The sequence below is a fragment of the Rhodoferax sp. LS1P39 genome, assembly GCF_056521425.1.
Genome location: NZ_JBWMAV010000017.1, coordinates 80251 through 99581 on the forward strand (window position 1 = coordinate 80251; position 19331 = coordinate 99581).

Annotated in this window: 18 protein-coding genes; 16 read left to right on the plus strand and 2 right to left on the minus strand. The window is 64.3% G+C overall.

Features of this window, described 5'->3' with window-relative positions:
• The first annotated feature begins 91 nt into the window (after window positions 1-91).
• The 7 genes from AC097O_RS21455 to AC097O_RS21485 all read left to right on the plus strand — a co-directional run bounded on the left by AC097O_RS21455 (window position 92) and on the right by AC097O_RS21485 (window position 5025).
• Window positions 92-415 carry an integration host factor subunit beta gene (locus AC097O_RS21455; protein ID WP_295960997.1) on the plus strand — a complete coding sequence of 108 codons (324 nt, stop codon included), beginning with the start codon at window positions 92-94 and terminating at the stop codon, window positions 413-415.
• A gap of 42 nt (window positions 416-457) precedes the next feature.
• Window positions 458-766 (plus strand): lipopolysaccharide assembly protein LapA domain-containing protein, encoded by a 309-nt coding sequence (locus AC097O_RS21460; RefSeq protein WP_315186431.1) that lies wholly within the window; start codon window positions 458-460, stop codon window positions 764-766.
• Window positions 756-1898 (plus strand): lipopolysaccharide assembly protein LapB, encoded by a 1143-nt coding sequence (lapB, locus tag AC097O_RS21465; RefSeq protein WP_479595003.1) that lies wholly within the window; start codon window positions 756-758, stop codon window positions 1896-1898. Before AC097O_RS21460 ends, lapB begins: the two co-directional genes overlap by 11 nt.
• Window positions 1899-1927: 29 nt before the next feature.
• Window positions 1928-2848 carry a D-glycero-beta-D-manno-heptose-7-phosphate kinase gene (rfaE1, locus tag AC097O_RS21470; protein ID WP_479595005.1) on the plus strand — a complete coding sequence of 307 codons (921 nt, stop codon included), beginning with the start codon at window positions 1928-1930 and terminating at the stop codon, window positions 2846-2848.
• Window positions 2845-3837 (plus strand): ADP-glyceromanno-heptose 6-epimerase, encoded by a 993-nt coding sequence (gene rfaD, locus AC097O_RS21475; protein WP_479595007.1) that lies wholly within the window; start codon window positions 2845-2847, stop codon window positions 3835-3837. Before rfaE1 ends, rfaD begins: the two co-directional genes overlap by 4 nt.
• A 3-nt stretch (window positions 3838-3840) precedes the next feature.
• Entirely contained in the window at window positions 3841-4320 is a 480-nt protein-coding gene (locus tag AC097O_RS21480) for a DUF1993 domain-containing protein (protein ID WP_479595008.1), read from the plus strand.
• A gap of 75 nt (window positions 4321-4395) precedes the next feature.
• On the plus strand, window positions 4396-5025 hold the full coding sequence (locus AC097O_RS21485) for a LysE family translocator (protein ID WP_479595010.1): 630 nt from the start codon (window positions 4396-4398) through the stop codon (window positions 5023-5025).
• A 95-nt stretch (window positions 5026-5120) separates the two neighbouring features.
• Here AC097O_RS21485 and AC097O_RS21490 read toward each other — a convergent pair whose 3' ends face one another.
• A complete protein-coding gene (locus tag AC097O_RS21490; RefSeq protein ID WP_479595012.1) occupies window positions 5121-6185 on the minus strand; it encodes a LacI family DNA-binding transcriptional regulator in 1065 nt (354 codons plus the stop codon).
• Between the two features lie 160 nt (window positions 6186-6345).
• Between AC097O_RS21490 and AC097O_RS21495 the strand changes: the two genes are divergently transcribed.
• From AC097O_RS21495 to galK, 9 genes are all read left to right on the plus strand, one after another.
• A complete protein-coding gene (locus tag AC097O_RS21495) occupies window positions 6346-7257 on the plus strand; it encodes a carbohydrate ABC transporter permease (RefSeq protein WP_479595014.1) in 912 nt (303 codons plus the stop codon).
• A 16-nt stretch (window positions 7258-7273) separates the two neighbouring features.
• Complete coding sequence (locus AC097O_RS21500) at window positions 7274-8200, plus strand: carbohydrate ABC transporter permease (RefSeq protein WP_479595016.1); 927 nt, start codon at window positions 7274-7276, stop codon at window positions 8198-8200.
• Between the two features lie 37 nt (window positions 8201-8237).
• Complete coding sequence (locus AC097O_RS21505) at window positions 8238-9542, plus strand: ABC transporter substrate-binding protein (RefSeq protein WP_479595018.1); 1305 nt, start codon at window positions 8238-8240, stop codon at window positions 9540-9542.
• Window positions 9543-9730: 188 nt separating this feature from the next.
• A complete protein-coding gene (gene melA / locus AC097O_RS21510) occupies window positions 9731-11143 on the plus strand; it encodes an alpha-galactosidase (RefSeq protein ID WP_479595019.1) in 1413 nt (470 codons plus the stop codon).
• A gap of 16 nt (window positions 11144-11159) precedes the next feature.
• Window positions 11160-12311: an ABC transporter ATP-binding protein gene (locus AC097O_RS21515; protein WP_479595022.1), complete on the plus strand. Its 1152-nt coding sequence runs from the start codon at window positions 11160-11162 to the stop codon at window positions 12309-12311.
• Between the two features lie 8 nt (window positions 12312-12319).
• Window positions 12320-14467 (plus strand): alpha-galactosidase, encoded by a 2148-nt coding sequence (locus AC097O_RS21520; protein ID WP_479595023.1) that lies wholly within the window; start codon window positions 12320-12322, stop codon window positions 14465-14467.
• On the plus strand, window positions 14464-15477 hold the full coding sequence (galE, locus tag AC097O_RS21525) for a UDP-glucose 4-epimerase GalE (protein ID WP_479595024.1): 1014 nt from the start codon (window positions 14464-14466) through the stop codon (window positions 15475-15477). Before AC097O_RS21520 ends, galE begins: the two co-directional genes overlap by 4 nt.
• Window positions 15474-16547 (plus strand): UDP-glucose--hexose-1-phosphate uridylyltransferase, encoded by a 1074-nt coding sequence (locus tag AC097O_RS21530; protein WP_479595025.1) that lies wholly within the window; start codon window positions 15474-15476, stop codon window positions 16545-16547. Before galE ends, AC097O_RS21530 begins: the two co-directional genes overlap by 4 nt.
• Window positions 16544-17701: a galactokinase gene (gene galK, locus AC097O_RS21535; RefSeq protein ID WP_479595026.1), complete on the plus strand. Its 1158-nt coding sequence runs from the start codon at window positions 16544-16546 to the stop codon at window positions 17699-17701. Before AC097O_RS21530 ends, galK begins: the two co-directional genes overlap by 4 nt.
• A 562-nt stretch (window positions 17702-18263) precedes the next feature.
• Here the strand turns inward: galK and AC097O_RS21540 are convergent.
• A complete protein-coding gene (locus AC097O_RS21540) occupies window positions 18264-18884 on the minus strand; it encodes a hypothetical protein (RefSeq protein ID WP_479595027.1) in 621 nt (206 codons plus the stop codon).
• Between the last annotated feature and the right edge of the window lie 447 nt (window positions 18885-19331).

A 19331-nucleotide genomic window follows, 5' to 3' on the forward strand; every position in this document is an offset into this window, starting at 1 on the left:
GGGTCGGCTTTATTTATAAGCCAACAGGCTTTGCGCAATCCTCTCCACCCCCGGGTGCATTACGCAAATCTTTTTGAAACCACACCCCTCCATGACCCGATCCGACCTTGTTGAAGAACTGGCCGCCCGATTCAGCCAGCTGACCCACCGCGATGCCGAGCATGCCGTGAAAACCATCCTGGATGCCGTCGGGGATGCGCTGGTGCGTGGCCATCGGGTGGAGATACGCGGTTTTGGCAGCTTCTCCATCAACCGCCGCCCGCCGCGCATGGGCCGCAACCCGCGCAGCGGCGAAAGCGTGGCCATCCCCGAAAAGCGCGTGCCCCACTTCAAACCCGGCAAGGCACTGCGCGAAGCCGTAGACCTGCACACCGCCGAGATCGAGGCCCGTGAGTTGCGTGAATCCCGCGAATGAGGTTTTGGCCTAGATAGAATGCCCAGACGATGGAGGACACCCATGAAGAATCTGGTCCGGCTGCTTAAGTGGTTACTTAAGGCAGCCATTTTTTTTACCCTGTTTGCCTTTGCGCTGAACAACCAGCAAGACGCGGTGGTGCACTTCTTTTTTGGTACGCAGTGGCGCGCCCCCATGGTGCTGCTGATTCTGAGCGCCTTCGCCGCCGGGCTGGCCCTGGGCATTTTGGGCATGGTGCCGCGCTGGTGGAAGCACCGCGTGGTCGCCATCAAGGCCCAGCAGCCCGTGCCGGTGCCCGCCCCCCTCGACACCCCCCGCACGGAGCCCATCGCCCCACCCCATGGACTTTGACCTCAGTTGGATTTTGCTGGGCCTGCCCATCGCCTTTGTACTCGGCTGGCTGGCATCGCGGTGGGACTTTCGGCAGCTGCGCCTGGACAACCGCCTGGCCCCCAAGGCCTATTTCAAGGGCCTGAACTACCTGCTCAACGAGCAGCAGGACAAGGCCATCGATGCCTTCATCGAAGCCGTGCAAAAAGACCCCGACACCTCGGAGCTGCACTTTGCCCTGGGCAATCTGTTCCGCCGCCGGGGCGAAACCGAGCGCGCCGTGCGCGTGCACGAACACCTGCTGTCGCGCGGCGACCTGAGTGCTGCCGACCGCGACCGCTCGCAGCACGCGCTGGCGCAAGACTTTTTGAAAGCCGGTTTGCTCGACCGGGCCGAAGAGGCCCTGCGCAAGCTCGAAGGCACGGCTTTTGAAGCCCAAAGCCGCCTGGCCCTGCTGTCCATCTACGAGCGCTCGCGCGACTGGCCCGATGCGTCCGAGATCGCCCACAAGCTGGAATCCGCAGGCCAGGGCAGCTTCAGCGGCCGCCAATCGCACTATCTGTGCGAACAGGCCGCCGCCCAGCCCGAAGCCGCCCAGGGCCTGCTGGAAAAAGCCATCGCCGTCGCCCCGCAAGCCGCCCGCCCACGCATCGACCTGGCCATCTTGCAGCACCAGGCAGGCCAGCTGGATGAGGCCTTTAAAACCCTGCTAGCGCTGGCTGAATCAGCACCAGCAGCTATACCTTTGGTAGCAGAGCGGATTGCCACCATTGCCACCGCCGCCGGGCTCACCGACCCGGCCCTGGCGCTGCTGGAGGCCAGCTACACCCACAGCGCCTCGCTGGACGTGCTGGAAGCCATCCTGACGCTGCAACTGCGCAGCGGCACCCCCATGGCCGAGGTGCGCATGCGCTACATCCAGCACCTGGAGCGCGAACAGTCCCTGGTGGCCGCCGCCCGCTGGATTGCCGGGGAAAAGCTGGAGCACGAAGAATTCCACCCCCAGATCCAGCGCGCCCTGGACCATGCCGCGAACCCCTTGAAGCGTTACCGCTGCGCCGCCTGCGGGTTTGAGGCCAAGCAGCATTTTTGGCAATGCCCCGGCTGCCAGGCCTGGGACAGTTACCCCGCAAGACGCGTAGAAGAACTATGACAAAACTAGCTAATCTTTCCCGAGACCAAATGGCCCAGGCCCAGGTGCTGGTGGTCGGCGATGCCATGCTGGACCGCTACTGGTACGGCGCGGTGGACCGCATCAGCCCCGAAGCGCCGGTGCCGGTGGTGCGCGTCACCCGCGAAGAAGAGCGCATGGGCGCGTCGGCCAATGTGGCCTACAACATCGTGTCGCTAGGCGCACAGGCTTCCCTTTTGACGGTGGTGGGCGACGACGATGCCAGCCACAAGCTGGAGAAGCTGGTCGCCCAGACCGGCATCCGCCCCTACTTTGGCCGCGATGCGGAGCTGCAAACCACGGTGAAGCTGCGCGTGATTGGCCGCCAGCAGCAGCTGCTGCGCATGGACTTCGAGAACACGCCGAAAAGCGAAATCCTGGCCTCGCAGTCGGCCACCTTTGCCACCCTGCTGCCCGCGCACCAGGCGGTACTGTTTTCCGACTACGGCAAGGGCGGGCTGGCCCATGTGGGCGACATGATTGCCCTGGCCCTGGCCAGCGGCAAAAAGATCCTGATCGACCCCAAGGGCAGCGACTATTCGCGCTATAGCCAGGCCAGCGTCATCACACCCAACCGCGCCGAGTTGCAGCAGGTAGTGGGCAGCTGGAGCAGCGAAGAGCAGCTGCGCACCAAGGCGCAGAATTTGCGCAAAGAGCTGCAGCTCGAAGCCCTGCTGGTCACCCGCAGCGAAGAAGGCATGACGCTGTACGACGATGCCGGTGAGCTGCACGCCAGCGCCCAGGCCCTGGAAGTGTTCGACGTGACCGGCGCGGGCGACACGGTGATTGCCACCATGGCCGCCCTGGTAGCCGCGGGCCTGAGCCTGCGCGAGGCCATGCCGCTGGCGAACCGGGCGGGCAGCGTGGTGGTCGGCAAGTTCGGCACCGCCACCGTCAGCTATGAAGAATTGTTTGTGAAGGATTTGTTATGACCCGCATCGTCGTCACCGGAGCCGCCGGTTTCATCGGCAGCAACCTCGTCAAAGGCCTGAACGCACGCGGCATCACCGACATCATTGCGGTGGATGACCTGACCCAGGGCGACAAATACCGCAACCTGGCCGACCTGCAGATTGCCGACTACGTGGATGCCGATGCCTTCTACGAGCGCTTTGCCAAAGGCAGCTACGGCAAGGTCGAGGCCGTGTTCCACGAGGGCGCGTGCAGCGACACCATGGAAATGAACGGCAAGTACATGATGGACAACAACTACACGCTGTCCTGCAAGCTGTTCGATGCCTGCCACTCCCAGGGCACGCGCCTGCTGTATGCCTCGTCGGCGGCCACCTATGGAGGCTCGGCATCGTTTGTCGAAACCCCCGAGTTCGAGCGCCCGCTCAACGTCTACGGCTACTCCAAGCTGCTGTTCGACCAGCGTATGCGCCTGCTGTGCGGCACGTCATTCGACCGCAACCCGCACCAGGTGGTGGGTTTCCGCTACTTCAACGTCTATGGCCCGCGCGAGCAGCACAAGGGCCGCATGGCCAGCGTGGCGTTTCACCAGTTCAACCAGTTCAAGGCAGACGGCAAGGTCAAGCTGTTTGGCGAATACGGCGGCTACCCGCAAGGCGGGCAGATGCGCGATTTTGTGTTTATCGACGACGTGGTGGCGGTGAACCTGTGGTTCTTCGACCACCCGGAGAAGTCCGGCATTTTCAACCTGGGCACCGGTAAGGCCCAGCCCTTCAACGACATCGCCCACGCCGTCGTGAATGCGCTGCACAGCCAGCCCGTCAGCCTGGCGGATGCCGCCAGTACCGGCCTGCTTGAATACGTGCCCTTCCCCGACGCGCTGCGCGGCAAATACCAGTGCTACACCCAGGCCGACCTGACGGCGCTGCGCAGCACCGGCTGCGACCACGCGTTTGCCGACGTGCACACCGGGGTGACGCGCTACGTGCAGACCTTGTTGCAAGGCTGAGCCATGTACGCCGCCTCGGTCCCCGTCTTCCAGCGCTACCTCGGCCAACTGGCCAGGATGGTGGATGCGGGCGCGGCCCAGGGCTGCGACCTGCAGGCCCGGCTGGTGCCCGACATGCTGCCGTTGGGGCTGCAGATCGACATTGCCACCCAGTTCAGCCTGCGCGCCTGCGCCACCCTGGCCGGGCTGGAGGTACCACCTTTTGGCCAGGGCAGCGCCACGTTTGCCGACCTGCATGCCCGCATCGCCCGCGCCCAGGCCTTTCTGGCCGCGCTAACCCCGGCGCAGATGGCCGGTAACGCCCAGCGCCTGTGCACCGACCAGGCGGGCCAGGCCACGGTGACGCTACCGGGCGAGGCCTTTCTATCGCAGTACGCCCTGCCCAACTTCTTTTTCCACCTCACCAGCGCATACACACTGCTGCGCCAGCAAGGCGTGCCGCTGGGCAAGGCAGACTTTGACGGCTGGCACCAATACGGGTAAATTGCTATTTAATTGGTAGCTTTTCACGCCCATGGAATAAGCACGAACTGCCTTTTTCAGTAGGAGTATTTTGCTATGGAAACCTTCACTACCCTGGCCAGCATCCTGGCTGTGTTGTTTATCGGCGTGATCAGCCCCGGCCCCAGTTTTGTGCTGGTGGCGCGCACCGCCATTGGCAGCTCGCGCCAGGCCGGGGTGGCATCCGCCCTGGGCATGGCAGCCGGTGCCTGCGTGCTCAGCGTGGTGGCCTTGCTGGGGCTGCACGCGCTGCTGCAACAGGTGCCGCTGGCCTACTGGGGGCTGAAATTGGTGGGCGGCGTGTACCTGCTCTACCTGGGTTTCAAGATCTGGCAAGGGGCCAAGACACCGCTGGTGCTGGCCGACACAGGCCCGCTGACCAAAGCGGGGGTGCTGCGCCACTTCTTGATCGGCGCGGGCACCATGGTCAGCAACCCCAAGGCGGCGGTGGTGTACGGCGTAATCTTCGCCGCGCTGTTGCCGCACACGCCGTCGCTGGCGCTGAGCCTGGCCCTGCCGCCCAGCGTGTTTGTGCTGGAGGCCAGTTGGTATCTGCTGGTGGCGCTGGCCCTGTCGTCGACGCGGCCCCGGCAAACCTATTTGCGGGCCAAGACGGCGATCGACCGGGTGACCGGGGCGGTGCTGGGGCTGCTGGGCACCAAGCTGCTGCTGTCGTCGTCACAGTAGCCGCGCATAGCAGTTCAGCATCTACGCCATTATCTGCTACTGAATAAGTAGCTGCTTGCGCCTATTCCATCAGCGCAAGCAGCTCTTTTGATACCTCATTTTTTGGCTTTGAGTTGCGCACCGCAGGACTCGCGCACCACCAGGTGCGTGGCCACCACTGGCTGCGGGCTGTTTTGTACGTCTTCGCCGCGCAGCAGGGCGCGCAGCATGGCCATGGCTTCGCGGCCCAGGGAAATGGTGTCGGAGCGCACGGTGGTCAGCGGTGGCGACGCAAATTCGGCCATCGGTATGTCGTCGTAGCCCACCAGGGCAATGTCTTCGGGTACGCGCAGCCCCGCTTCTTTCAACGCCTTGATGGCTCCGAAGGCGATGGTGTCGTTGCCTGCAAACAGGGCGGTAAACGGCACCTTGCGGGCCAGTAGCTCCTGCGTGGCGCGGTAGCCGCTGGCGGCGCTGATGTCGGCGTAGGCGCACCAGGCGGGGTCGATGGGCAGACCGTGGTCGGCCATGGCTTCGCGCCAGCCGCGCTCGCGCTCGTTGACGGCCAGGTACTCGGGCTGGGCGAAATTGACGAAGGCAATCTGCGTGTGGCCCAGGGCGATCAGGTGGTTGACAGCCAGCTTGGCAGCCAGCGAGGTGTCGTTGCCGGTGGTGTGGTAGCGGCCCACATCGGGCATGCCGGTGCCAAACACCACCAGCGGAATGCCCGCGTCGGCAATGCTGGAGAGGTATTCGCGACCCGCCAGGCTGGGATTGACGACGATCAGCCCGTCGATACGGCGGCTGCGCACCAAGTCCACAAAGGCCCCGGGCTCGCGGCCCTCGTCGTCGCTGGACTCGATCAGCATCTTCAGGCCAAAGCGGTGGCACTCCTCGTTGATGCTGGCCACCAGGTGCGCCAAAAACACGTCCACATACAGGTGCGAGGCTTTGGGGATCACCAGCGCCACGGTGCTGGTGGAGCCACCGGCCAGCGTGCGGGCGGCGGCGTTGGGCTCGTAGCCGATCTCGCGGGCGGCGGCCAGCACCTTCTCGCGGGTGGCTTCGCTGATGCCCTGGTCGCGTACGTTGTTCAACACAAAAGACACGGTGGTGCGCGACACCCCGGCGCGGCGCGCGACCTCGCTGCTGGTGGGGGGAGATTTGAGGGAAGCTTTCATGTAAGGGGTCGATCGTAGCGGATGCACAGGCTTGTTACGAATTTCTACACTTAAAGAGCAGTTGGGCTGCAAAACCCGTATTTTCCCTAGTACTAATCCGCGTCAGTAAATTTATCATCCAATTACTAACCCGCGTTAGATACCTAAAAAAGGAGACTCCGTGACCATTCCCGCTCCGACTGCACCGCACGCGCTCAGCCCCACCCGGCGGGCCGAAACCCTGACCGCCTGGGCGCTGGTGCTGCCCGCCTTTATCGGCTTCGCGGTGTTCTACGCCTGGCCCACGCTGCGCGCCATCGAGATCAGCTTTACCGACTGGAACCTGCTGCGCGAACCCAAGTTTGTCGGCCTGGCCAACTACGCCACCATGCTGGAAGACGGCAAGTTCTGGCAGGGTATGAAGCTGTCGGCCTACTACGTGGTGCTGAACATTCCACTGCAGGTGGTGCTGGGCCTGTTTCTGGCGGTATCCATGGACCGGCTGACCAAGTCGCTGTTCGTCAAGTCCATCGTGCTGCTGCCCTACCTGCTGTCCAACGTGCTGGTGGCGATGATGTGGCTGTGGATGCTGGACCCGCTGCTGGGCCTGGTCAACAGCCTGATCGAAGGCGTCGGCCTGGAGCGCCAGCCCTTCTTTGGCGGTGCCGACCAGGCGCTGCTGACAGTGGCGGCGGTCAACATCTGGCGGCACATGGGGCTGGTAGCCATGCTGTTTCTGGCCGGGCTGCAAAACATCCCCCGCAACCTGTACGAGGCCGCCGCACTGGAGGGAGCCAGCGAGTGGCAGATGTTCTGGCGCATCACCTTGCCGCTGCTGCGCCCGGTGATGGTGTTTGTGCTGGTGACCAGCGTGACGGGCTCGTTCCAGATCTTCGACACCATCGCCGTGACCACCAACGGCGGCCCGCTGGACTCGACCCGCGTGATCGTGCACTACATCGTGCAAAACGCCTTCAGCTTCTACAAGATGGGCTATGCCTCGGCCATGTCGATGACGCTGTGCGTGGTGATGATGATTTACACCGTGTTCCAGATGCGGGTGATGAAGGCTTCCGAGAACGACCTGGCTTGACTGACAAGGTAACCCCATGAACACCATCGTATCCCCCGCTGTGGCCGATGCCACACCCCACCGCATCCGCATCTTCACCCCCGGCCGCATTGCCGCCTGGGTGGCGCTGGCCACCATGCTGGTGATCACCCTGGCCCCGCTGTGGATGGTGGTGAAAACCGCGCTCATGCAGTCGGCCAACCTGTACACCGAGTCGGCCCAGTTTCTGCCCTCCGAGCCCACGCTGGCCAACTTCCAACGCGTGCTGGGTTTCATGACCGCCGATGAAAGCCGCGCCCTGGGCGGCTCGGGGGCCGAAATCAACTTTCTGCGGGCGCTGGGCAACTCGGTGCTGTTCACCGGCATCATCGTCTGCACACAGGTTTGCTTTGCGGCCATGGCGGCCTACGCCTTTGCCCGGCTGCGCTTTCCAGGCCGCAACGTGCTGTTTGCGATGTTTGTGGGCTCGATGATGGTGCCGGGCGTGGTCACCTTCATTCCCAACTTCATCCTCATCAAAGACCTGGGCCTGCTCAACACCATGGTGGGCATGGTCGCGCCGTTTTGCCTGATGCAGGGGTTCTCGGTGTTTTTCTTGCGGCAGTTTTTTCTGTCGATCCCGCGTGATCTGGAAGAGGCCGCGCTGCTGGACGGGGCCTCGTACACCTACATCTTCACCCACGTGGTGCTGCCGCTGAGCATCACCCCGCTGGCCACCATCGCCATGCTGACCGGCATCAATATGTGGAACGAATTCTTCTGGCCCTACCTGGTGGCCAAAGACGATGCGCAGCAGGTGCTGCCGGTGGCCCTGCAGAGCTTCAAGTCGCAAACCGCCCAGGGCCAGCCCGACTGGACCGGCCTGATGGCCGCCACCGCCATCACCGTGATGCCCACCATTTTGCTTTTGGTGGTCCTTGGCCGCCGAGTAGTGGAATCCGTCCAGTTCAGTGGCGGAAAGTAGTTAGTCGTTTTCTCAACCAACCATAACGGAGACAAGCATGACCCTCAAACTCAGCACACTCGCAGCCGCCGCCCTGGCCTGTATCGGCAGCGCCCACGCCGTCGAAGTCAAATACATGCTCTGGGATTCGAACCAGATGCCCGCCTACAAACAGTGCGCCGCCGACTTCGAGAAAAAGAACGCAGGCATCACCATCAAGATCACCCAGTCCGGCTGGGACAACTACTGGACCGCCATCTCCACCGGCTTCATCTCCGGCACCGCGCCCGATGTGTTTACCGACCACCTAGCCAAATACCCCGAGTTTGCCAAGAACAACCAGCTGGTGGATCTGGCCCCGCTGATCCTGCGCGACAAACTGGACACCACCGCCTACACCAATGGCCTGTATGAAACCTGGGGCCGCGACGGCAAGCAATACGGCCTGCCCAAAGACTGGGACACGATTGGTTTCATGGTCAACATGGACATGGCCAAAAAAGCCGGTGTCACGCTGGCCGAGCTGCAAGCCATGACCTGGAACCCCAAGGACGGCGGCAGCTTCGAAAAAATCGTGCGCAAACTGAGTGTGGACGCGGCGGGCAACAATGCCACCGCAGCCAACTTCGACAAGAAAAAGGTCGCCGTCTACGGCTACCAGAACCCCGGTGCGGGCGGCATGATGGGCCAGACCGAATGGGGCCACTTTGCTGTCTCCAACGGCTTTAAGTACCAGGACAAACCGTGGGACCCCAAGTTCTACTACGACAGCCCCAAACTGGCCGAAACCCTGGATTATCTGGCCGGACTGCCGGGCAAAGGCGTATCGGCCAGCCTGGAAAACACCAAATCCCTCGGCCCCGATGCCATGTTCATCGCCAAGAAGGTCGCCATCGTGCCGCAGGGCTCGTGGATGATCACCTACTTCAAAGACAGCGCCAAGTTCGACAACGCCTGGGTGCCCCTGCCCACCGGCCCCAGCGGTACCCGCGCCACCATGCTCAACGGCCTGGCTGACTCCATCTGGGTGGGCTCCAAGGTGCAGGCCGAGGCCTGGAAATGGGTCAAGTACCTGGGTTCGACAGATTGCCAAAGCGTCGTAGCGGGCTACGGCGTGGTGTTCCCCGCCATCAAGGGCATGGCGGAAAAAGCCATGGAGGCACAAAAGACCAAGGGCGTGGATTCCTCCGCTTTCCTGACCATGGCCAAGTCCAAAACCTACCTGCCCCCCATTGCAGACAGCGGCTCCGAAATCGACGAAGTGATGAAAGCCTCGATCGAAGGCGTGCTGATGGGCAAATCGGATGCCACCAGCGCCCTCAAAGCCGCCAACGCCAAAGTCAACCAACTCGCTAAGAAATAAGCACCCCCCCAGGCTACGCACTTCCCCGGGCTCGGCTTGGAAAGCCGAGAACGCAAGTCTCCGCCAACCCCCTTGCAGGGGGCGATACCAGTGGCCTGGCAGAGCCAGTTCCACGGTATCTCTGGTGAAGACACGTTCTGTACCCAGGCGTGCGTAGCCACCCACACACCACCCACTAGAGACTCGCCATGACACGCCGCATCAAGATCACCCTCATCGGGGCTGGCAGCATTGTTTTCACCCGCAACCTGCTGGGCGATATTTTTTCCTACCCCGAGCTGGCCGATTGCGAAGTGGCCTTGCACGACATCGACGAACACCGCCTGCGACTGGCCGAAATGGTGGCGCAACGCCGGGCCGCCGCCCTGGGCGTAAAACCCCTGATCACGGCCAGCACCGACCGCCGCCGCGCGCTCGACGGCGCACAGTTCGTCATCAGCACCATCCAGGTCGGCGGCTACAAGCCCGCCACCGTAACCGACTTCGAAATCCCCAAGAAATTTGGCCTGGAGCAGACCATTGGCGACACCTTGGGCATTGGCGGCATCATGCGCGGCCTGCGCACCATCCCCGTGCAGTTGGCCATGCTCAAGGACATGGAAGACGTGTGCGCCCCCGGTGCCATCCACCTGAACTACGTCAACCCCATGGCCATGATCACCTGGGCGCTGAACCAGGCCAGCAAGCGCATTCCCACCGTGGGCCTGTGCCACAGCGTGCAGCACACCGCGCACGAACTGGCGCACGATCTGGGCATTCCGGCCGAAGAGATCGACTACACCTGCGCGGGCATCAACCACATGTCGTTCTACACAAAGTTTGAGCACAAGGGGGTCGATCTGTACCCACGCCTGCGCCAGATTTATGCCGACGGAAAAGCCCCCGACTGGAACCGCGTGCGGTATGAAATGCTGAACCAGCTGGGCCACTTCCCCACCGAGTCCAGCGAGCACTTTGCCGAATACGTGCCATGGTTCATCAAAAAAGGCCGCGAAGATCTGCTGGCCAAATACAACATTCCGCTGGACGAATACCCTGGCCGCTGCCAGATTTTTGAACACGCCTGGCCCTACATCGAGCGCGAGCTGCAAGCCCCCGGCACGCAGGACGTGCAGGCCCTGAAAGCCGAGCTGGAAGCTGCCAACATCCATGTGATGCCGCGCAACATCACCGAAGCCGCCCGCCTGCTGGAGGGCCTGAACGCGGTCAACCGCTCGGTCGAATACGGTGGCCAGATCATCCACTCCATGGTCAGCGGCACGCCGCGCGTGGTGTATGGCAATGTGCTCAACCACCACCTGATCGACAACCTGCCCCAGGGCTGCGCGGTGGAAGTGCCCTGCCTGGTGGATGCCAACGGCGTGCAACCCACCCGCGTCGGCAAGCTGCCTATCCAGCTGGCGGCGCTGATGCGCACCAACGTCAACGTGCAAGAGCTGGTGGTGGCCGCCATCACCGAGCAGAAGCGCGAACACGTCTACCACGCCGCCATGCTCGACCCGCACACCGCCGCCGTACTCGACTTGGCGCAAATCCGCGCCATGGTCGATGAACTGCTGGTGGCGCACCGCGCCTTCCTGCCCGACTACCTGCAAGCTTAAAAAAAGAGGCACCACCATGGCCAGCATTGAACTTCGCGCCGTCAACAAAACCTATGGCAACGACGTGGCGGTGATCCGCAACGTCGACCTGCACATCCAGCAAGGCGAGTTTTGCGTCTTCGTCGGGCCGTCGGGCTGCGGCAAGTCCACACTGCTGCGCATGGTGGCCGGACTGGAAGACATCACCAGCGGCGACCTGCTGATCGACGGCCAGCGCATGAACGACACCCAGCCCGCCAAACGCGGCGTGGCCATGGTGTTCCAAAGCTATGCGCTGTTTCCGCACATCACCGTGTACGACAACCTGGCCTTCGGCATGACGCTGAACAAGGTGGACAAGACCGAGATCCGCCGCAAGGTGATGGAGGCCGCCAAGGTGCTGCAACTGGAGCACCTGCTGGACCGCAAGCCCAAGGCCTTGTCCGGCGGGCAACGCCAGCGGGTGGCGATTGGCCGCGCCATCGTGCGCGAGCCGGGTGTGTTTTTGTTTGACGAGCCGCTGTCCAACCTGGATGCCTCGCTGCGGGTGCAAACCCGTTTCGAGATTGCCAAGATCCACCGTGACTTCGGCAAGGCCAGCACCATCTACGTGACCCACGACCAGGTGGAAGCCATGACCCTGGCCGACCGCATTCTGCTGCTCAACGCCGGGCCGGCCGTGCTCACCGAGGGCAGCGTGGCCCAGTGCGGCAGCCCGCTGGAGCTGTACCACCGGCCCCGCAACCTGTTTGTGGCGGGCTTCATCGGCTCGCCCAAGATGAACTTCCTGGAGGGCCGCCTGGTCGAGGGCCGCAGCGACATCGCCAAGGTGCAGCTCACCGGCGGTGAGGTGGTGGAAGCCATGGTGGACGGCAGCGCGCTGCAGCCCGGCCAGCCCGTCACCATCGGCATCCGCCCCGAGCACACCCTGCTGGGCACCGCCACCCAAAGCATCACGCGCCAGGTGCACTGGCAAGAGCGCCTGGGCGAGTCCACCTATTTGTTTCTTGACAGCGGTGTAGCCAACCAGCCCCTGGTGGTCAAAGCCCCCGGCCAGTTCCACGCCGACCCCGGCCAGCGCGTGGCGGTATCGCTGCCCGCAGCCGCCATGCATGTGTTTGACGACAAGGGCCACGCGCTGGAGCGCCGCATCCCCATTGCCGATATGTTGATTCCCCACGCCGCCTGACCGAAAAAATGACCGCTGAATTCCTCCTCCTGCACAGCCGCCACAGCTCCCTGGTGCTCGAATGCCCGCCTGGTGAAGCACCCCTGTGGCGCTACTGGGGCCCGCGCCTGCCCGATGGCAACACCCCGGGCCAGGCGCTGCGCGGCACCCGCCCGCTGCCGTCCTTCATGCTCGACTTCGACCAGCCGCTCACCGTGCTGCCCACCTTCGGCGTGGGCTGGTTCGGCCAAAGCGCACTGCTGGCGCACCGGGCCGGGCTGGACTTCGCCCAGGCCATCACCCAGTGCGAGGTGGAATGGACCACCCCCGGCAGCGCCCTGGTGCTGCACCTCACCGACGCGGTAGCGCAGCTGCGCTTTAACGTGTCGATGGCGCTGGACGCAAATACCGATGTGCTCACGCTGCAGACCACGCTGACCAACCTGGGCGATGCGGACATCGACGTGCAATGGCTGGCCGCAGGCACCCTGCCCCTGCCCGGCGACGCGGCCACCGTGCGCTCGTACGCGGGCCAGCACAACCACGAATTTCTGCTGCAAACCGACACCCTGGGCCGCAACCAGTGGCGGCGCGAAAACCGCCGGGGCCGCACCTCGCACGACTGCTTTCCCGGCGCGGTGGTCACCACGCCCGGCAGTACCGAGCACACCGGCCTGGTCTTCGGCGCGCACCTGGCCTGGTCGGGCAACCACCAACAAACCATCGAGTGGCTGCACGACGGCCAGTACCAATGGCAAATGGGCGAGTGGCTGGCCCCCGGCGAAGGCCGCCTGGCCCCCAACGCCAGCCTGCACACGCCCGAGATCATCGCCACCTGCTCCACCGGGGGCCTGAACGGCCTGGCCGCCAACTTCCACGCCGCCCTGCGCGCCCGCATGGCCTGGCCCGGTGGCGAAATGCGCCCGCGCCCGGTGCACCTCAACACCTGGGAGGCGTTTTACTTCGACCTGGTACCTGGCGACGTCATGGCCCTGGCCGATGCCGCCGCCAAAGTGGGCGTAGAGCGCTTTGTGCTGGACGACGGCTGGTTCCACCGCCGCCACCACGACCGCGCTGCCCTGGGCGACTGGTGGCCCGATGCCGACAAGTTCCCGAGCGGCCTGGGCCCGCTAGTGGCGCACGTCAATGCGCTGGGCATGGAGTTCGGCCTGTGGGTCGAGCCCGAAATGATCAACCCCGACAGCGAGCTCTTCCGCACCCACCCCGACTGGGCGCTGCAAATCGCCGGGCGCCCGCTACTCACCGCCCGCAACCAGCTGGTGCTGGACATCTCGCGCCCCGAAGCGGCCGACTATTTGTTTGCCAAGATCGATACCCTGCTGGCCGCCCACGCCATCCGTTACCTCAAATGGGACCACAACCGCGACCTGACCACCGCCGCCCTGGCCGGTGGCATGGGCAGCGCAGGCTACCGCACCCAGGTGCATGCGGTGTACGCGCTGATGGCACGCCTGCGGGCGGCCCACCCGGAGGTGGAAATCGAAAGCTGCTCCGGCGGCGGGGGCCGCATCGACTTTGGCATCCTGCGCTATACCCACCGCGTGTGGGGCAGCGACTGCATCGACGCGATGAGCCGGGTGCAGATCCAGCACGGCTTTGGCCAGTTCTTCCCGCCAGAAATTCTGGGCTCGCACATCGGCACCGCCCCGGCCCACACCACCGGCCGTTGCCAGTCCCTGGCCTTCCGCGCCGCCGTGGCCCTGACCGGCCACCTGGGGGTGGAGCTGGATGTGCGGCATCTGGACGAATTCACGCTTACCGCCCTATCCGACTGGATAGTTTGCTATAAAAATTGGAGAGTCCAGCTCCACCATGGCCGCGTCTGGCGTGGCGAGGCTGCCGACGGCCTGGTCTGGCAAGCCCATGGCGATGCGGAGGACCTGCTGCTGCTGGTCTACCGCTGCCAGCCCACCAGCCACCGCTACACCCCGCCGCTGCGCCTGCCCATGTTGGACACCGCCGCCCGCTACCAAGTGGAGCAGCTGGTGCCCATCGCAGGCGAAGGGGCGGTGCAATCCCCCGCGCCGTTCTTCACGGCTCTGCAAAACGGCGGATTAGCCCTAGACGGTGCCTGGCTGGCCCAGGCTGGCCTGCCCATGCCACGCGCCACGGCAGAGAGCTGCTTCATCGTGCGTTTGAAAAAGGTGCTGCCATGAACATCCTGGTCACCGGCGGTACCGGCTACATCGGCAGCCTGACCAGCCTGCGCCTGCTGGAAGCCGGGCACCGCCCGGTGCTGCTGGACAACCTGTGCAACAGCAACCCGGCGGTGCTGGACCGCATCGCCACGCTGGGCGGCAGCCGCCCCCAGTTTGTAGAAGGCGATGTGCGCGACCGCGCCTTGCTGGAGCGCCTGCTGGCCGAGGCGCAAATCGATGCCGTCATCCACTTCGCCGCGCTCAAGGCCGTGGGCGAATCGGTGGCCCAGCCGCTGGCCTACTACGACAACAACGTCAACGGCACCCTGGTGCTGCTGCAGGCCATGCAGACCGTGGGCGTGCGCAACCTGGTGTTCAGCTCGTCGGCCACGGTGTACGGCGCGGCAGAGCAGATGCCGCTGTGTGAGGACGCCCCCCTGTCGGCCACCAACCCCTACGGCCAAAGCAAGCTCATGGTCGAGCACATGCTGCACGACCTGGCCGTAGCCGACCCGCGCTGGTCCCTCACCGCGCTGCGCTATTTCAACCCGGTAGGTGCCCACCCCAGCGGCCTGATGGGCGAGCACCCCCAGGGCGTGCCCAACAACCTCGTGCCCTACATCGCCCAGGTCGCCGTGGGCCAGCGCGCCAGCCTGCGGGTGTTTGGCAACACCTACCCCACGCCCGACGGCACCGGCGTGCGCGACTACATCCACGTGATGGATCTGGCCGACGGCCACCTGGCCGCCCTGCAGCACGGCGTGGGCCGGCCCGGCCTGCACGTCTTCAACCTGGGCAGCGGCCAGGGCCACAGCGTGCTGGAAGTGCTGGCCGCCTTTAGCCAGGCCTGCGGCAAAGACCTGCCCTATGACATCGTGCCCTGCCGCCCGGGCGACGTGGCCAGCAGCTGGGCCGACCCCGAGCGCGCCCGCAGCGTGCTAGGCTGGCACACTAGCCGCAGCCTGGCCGATATGTGCGCCGACACCTGGCGCTGGCAATCCTCCCACCCCCAAGGCTACCCCGTATGAGCACCACCCCTTTGGATACCGCCGCGTTTGACGTGGCCGAGCACTCGCACCGCCGCTTCAACCCCCTCACCGGCCAGTGGGTGCTGGTGTCGCCGCACCGCGCCAAGCGCCCCTGGCAGGGCCAGCAGGAGCAGGCCGACACCGCAGAGCGCCCGGCCTTTGACGCCAGCTGCTTTTTGTGCGCAGGCAACCTGCGCGTCACCGGCGAGCGCAACCCCGCCTACACCGGCACCTTCGTTTTCACCAACGACTTTGCCGCCATGATGCCCAGCGCCCCGGACGCACCCGCCGAGGCCGACCCGCTGTTCCAGGCCCGCACCGCCCGCGGCACCAGCCGGGTGATCTGCTTCTCGCCCGACCACGGCAAAACCCTGCCCGAGCTGCCGCTGGCCGCCATTGGGGAAGTCATCAATACCTGGTGCGCGCAGAGCGCCGAGCTGGGTGCCACCTACCCCTGGGTGCAGGTGTTCGAAAACAAGGGCGCGCTGATGGGCTGCTCCAACCCGCACCCGCATGGCCAGCTCTGGGCCACCGACTTCATCCCCAACGAGCCCGCCGCCGAAGACCTGCGCCAGCGCGCCTGGCACGCCGAACACGGCACCCCCCTGCTGCTGGACCTGGCCGCGCGCGAAGCCGCCGACGGCAGCCGCGTGGTGGTGCAAACCGACCACTGGCTGGCCATCGTGCCCTTCTGGGCCACCTGGCCGTTCGAGACCCTGCTGCTGCCGCGCTTTGCGGTGCAGCAGTTGCCCCAGCTCGATGCCGTCCAACGCGCTGACCTGGCCCTGGCCATCCAACAGCTCACCTCGCGCTACGACAACCTGTTCCAGTGCTCGTTTCCGTATTCCATGGGCTGGCACGGCGCGCCTTTCGATGGCAAAGATGCCACGCCATGGCAGCTCCACGCCCATTTCTACCCGCCACTGCTGCGCTCGGCCAGCGTGCGCAAGTTCATGGTCGGCTTTGAAATGCTGGCCGAAGCCCAGCGCGACCTGACCCCCGAGCAAGCCGCCGCCCAACTGCGCGCCGTCTCCGACGTTCACTACCGCAATGACAAAGTAGCCCCATGACCGCCACCCTGCAAACCCGCATCGACACCGCCTTCACCCAGCACTTCGGCCACGCCCCCACGCTGCACGTGCGCGCTCCCGGCCGGGTCAACCTGATCGGCGAGCACACCGACTACAACGACGGCTTTGTGCTGCCCTGCGCCATCGACTTCGAAACCCGCATCGCCGCAGGCCCCAGAAGCGACCGCCAGGTGCGCATCTGCGCCTGCGACTACGGTGACGCGCTAGACCAGTTCGACCTGGATGCGCCCATCACCCCACGCCCCGACGCGCAGTGGGCCAACTACGTGCGCGGCGTGGTGCAGGTGCTGCTGGCCAAGGGCCTGACCCTGGGCGGCATGGACCTGGCGATTGCGGGCAATGTGCCGCAGGGCGCGGGGCTGTCGTCGTCGGCATCGCTGGAAGTGGCGGTCGGCCAAGCCTTCAACGCGCTATACAATTCAGAGCTGCTCACGCCCACCGATATTGCGCTGGCGGCCCAAAAGGCTGAAAACAGCTTTGTCGGCGTGAACTGCGGCATCATGGACCAGCTGATCTCGGCCTGCGGCGAAGCCGACCACGCCCTGCTCATCGACTGCCGCAGCCTCAGCACCCAGGCCGTGCCCGTGCCCGCCGGGCTGGCGGTGATGATCGTGCACTCCCACGTGCAGCGCGGCCTGGTCGGCAGCGAGTACAACACCCGCCGCCAGCAGTGCGAAGCGGCAGCAGCCCACTACGGTGTCAAAGCCCTGCGCGACATCGACATCGCCCGCCTGGAGCGCGATGCCGCCGGGCTGGACTCCGTGGTGCTGCGCCGCGCCCGCCACATCGTCAGCGAAAACCAGCGCACCCTGGATGCCGCCCAGGCCCTGACCACCGGCGACCTGCAGCGTCTGGGCCAGCTCATGGCCGCCTCGCACGACTCCATGCGCGACGACTTTGAGATCACCGTGCCCCCCATCGACCACCTGGTCGCCATCCTGCAAGCCGCCATCGGCCCCCAGGGCGGTGCCCGCATGACCGGCGGCGGCTTCGGCGGCTGCGTCGTCGCCCTGCTCCCCGAAGCCGTAGTCCCCACCGCCCGCGCCGCCGTAGCGGCACAGTACCGCGCGCCCAATGGGGATGCGGCCACGGTGTACGTGTGCCATGCGTCGGCGGGGGTTGGGGTGGTGTGAGCCTGGCGGGGTCGGAGCCTGGCGGGGTCGGAGCCTGGCGGGGTCGGAGCCTGGCGGGGTCGGAGCCTGGCGGGGTCGGATCACGATTGCGCGCTGCCCCGCTGGTTTTCATACGGCTGCTGACCCGCATTCGTGCTCCGACCCCTCCTGGCGGGTTGGCGTTGACGGCGGTCCGGGGTTTCATAAGCATCCCTGGCCGGGAATTGCGCCCGGCGGCGCAGTCACTTGTTCTTTTGCGCAAAAGAAAAGTAACCAAAAGAAAGGCGCCCCAACTGTCTGCGCCCTCCGCTGGCGCTACGGGAACCTGCGGTGCGCGCTTTGGGCGGGGTCTGGCTAAACTCGCCTGCGGCTCAGACAGACGCCAGCCCTGATCCGCCCAAAGCTGTGCTCCTCGGCGCATACAGATGGGGACCCCGGGGAGCGGGATCGGCCCGGCGGTGAGCGAATATTAAATGCCCAAAAGACCGTTCATGCATAACTTATGGGCACAAGAAGCTACTATTTTTATAGTGAAAAAGCATGGCAATCTAGGACTGCACGCACGGACACCAATGTGATTGACTTACGCAGCACCGAGCACAAGTTTTGGAAAGCCTTCATACCGCCGCTGATACCCGGGCTCGGTAGGCGAACCTTTAAACAGCGTACCTTTCGGTTCGATAAAACTGTTTACCAAGCGCTTCGGTTCTTCATGCCAGCCAATGTTGAAAGCACACAGCTTGGGAAAAAACTGTAAATGGCTGTAGGGCAGATTGTCGTGAATCCAGTACGCGAGCGCACGCCAGTCGGTGCTTGGGCTGGCCCAGTCCGTGAACCACGGAATGACAATACAGGCCGTTGCGCCGCTGAGGCCTTGCGAGTCGCGTTTATCCCAAATATGTGCTGCGTAGTTGCTCTCGTTCGAGCCGCAGTTGTGTCCCTTCTCGTTTCCTAGCTGGTTGATAGCTGGTGAACGGTATGCGGAACGGATAGCCAACCGGCCAAAAGTCGCTTGCAATGGCTCAAGGAGTTCTTGGCACAATTTCCGGCCCACGTTCAACGCCAAATCAGGGTCTTCAGGGATATTCGGTTTGCCGTAAAAGTTTGCGATCTCGCTATACAGAAAGTCGCGCATAAAAAAATTGGGCGAAAGGCGCTCGCGACCAAGTTCCTCAAGTGATTTCACGGACTGCGGTGTGCGCATAGCTCTCCTATATGCTGCCAAACATTGCTTTGATTATTGCGGTTCGTTCTAGGCTTGAAATTTTTCGGTTTTCGCGAATGGTCGATAGCCATAACAATTCCGGAAAAAATAGCAGAAGGGACGTAGCACTATAGCCCGGCAACTACCTGTGGCCTGGCGAGCTTGGCACGGTCCAATAGGAATCCAGCATCTCCAAAGCCACGACCCATTCGCGACCGGCGCGATGCCCGGCGTAGCCGGGCCGATCCCGCTCCCCGGGGTCCCCATCTGTATGCGCCGAGGAGCGCAGCTTTGGGCGGATCAGGGCTGGCGTCTGTCTGAGCCGCAGGCGAGTTTAGCCAGACCCCGCCCAAAGCGAGCACCGCAGGTTCCCGTAGCGCTAGCGGAGGGCGCAGACAGTTGGGGCGCCTTTCTTTTGGTTACTTTTCTTTTGCGCAAAAGAACAAG

What these genes read in the sequence shown, in the direction of transcription:
- AC097O_RS21455 (WP_295960997.1), top strand. Translation starts at nt 92, where the DNA reads ATGACCCGATCCGACCTTGTTGAAGAACTGGCCGCCCGATTCAGCCAG.
- AC097O_RS21460 (WP_315186431.1), top strand. Translation starts at nt 458, where the DNA reads ATGAAGAATCTGGTCCGGCTGCTTAAGTGGTTACTTAAGGCAGCCATT.
- lapB (WP_479595003.1), top strand. Translation starts at nt 756, where the DNA reads ATGGACTTTGACCTCAGTTGGATTTTGCTGGGCCTGCCCATCGCCTTT.
- rfaE1 (WP_479595005.1), top strand. Translation starts at nt 1,928, where the DNA reads ATGGCCCAGGCCCAGGTGCTGGTGGTCGGCGATGCCATGCTGGACCGC.
- rfaD (WP_479595007.1), top strand. Translation starts at nt 2,845, where the DNA reads ATGACCCGCATCGTCGTCACCGGAGCCGCCGGTTTCATCGGCAGCAAC.
- AC097O_RS21480 (WP_479595008.1), top strand. Translation starts at nt 3,841, where the DNA reads ATGTACGCCGCCTCGGTCCCCGTCTTCCAGCGCTACCTCGGCCAACTG.
- AC097O_RS21485 (WP_479595010.1), top strand. Translation starts at nt 4,396, where the DNA reads ATGGAAACCTTCACTACCCTGGCCAGCATCCTGGCTGTGTTGTTTATC.
- AC097O_RS21490 (WP_479595012.1), bottom strand. Translation starts at nt 6,185, where the DNA reads ATGAAAGCTTCCCTCAAATCTCCCCCCACCAGCAGCGAGGTCGCGCGC.
- AC097O_RS21500 (WP_479595016.1), top strand. Translation starts at nt 7,274, where the DNA reads ATGAACACCATCGTATCCCCCGCTGTGGCCGATGCCACACCCCACCGC.
- AC097O_RS21505 (WP_479595018.1), top strand. Translation starts at nt 8,238, where the DNA reads ATGACCCTCAAACTCAGCACACTCGCAGCCGCCGCCCTGGCCTGTATC.
- melA (WP_479595019.1), top strand. Translation starts at nt 9,731, where the DNA reads ATGACACGCCGCATCAAGATCACCCTCATCGGGGCTGGCAGCATTGTT.
- AC097O_RS21515 (WP_479595022.1), top strand. Translation starts at nt 11,160, where the DNA reads ATGGCCAGCATTGAACTTCGCGCCGTCAACAAAACCTATGGCAACGAC.
- AC097O_RS21520 (WP_479595023.1), top strand. Translation starts at nt 12,320, where the DNA reads ATGACCGCTGAATTCCTCCTCCTGCACAGCCGCCACAGCTCCCTGGTG.
- galE (WP_479595024.1), top strand. Translation starts at nt 14,464, where the DNA reads ATGAACATCCTGGTCACCGGCGGTACCGGCTACATCGGCAGCCTGACC.
- AC097O_RS21530 (WP_479595025.1), top strand. Translation starts at nt 15,474, where the DNA reads ATGAGCACCACCCCTTTGGATACCGCCGCGTTTGACGTGGCCGAGCAC.
- galK (WP_479595026.1), top strand. Translation starts at nt 16,544, where the DNA reads ATGACCGCCACCCTGCAAACCCGCATCGACACCGCCTTCACCCAGCAC.
- AC097O_RS21540 (WP_479595027.1), bottom strand. Translation starts at nt 18,884, where the DNA reads ATGCGCACACCGCAGTCCGTGAAATCACTTGAGGAACTTGGTCGCGAG.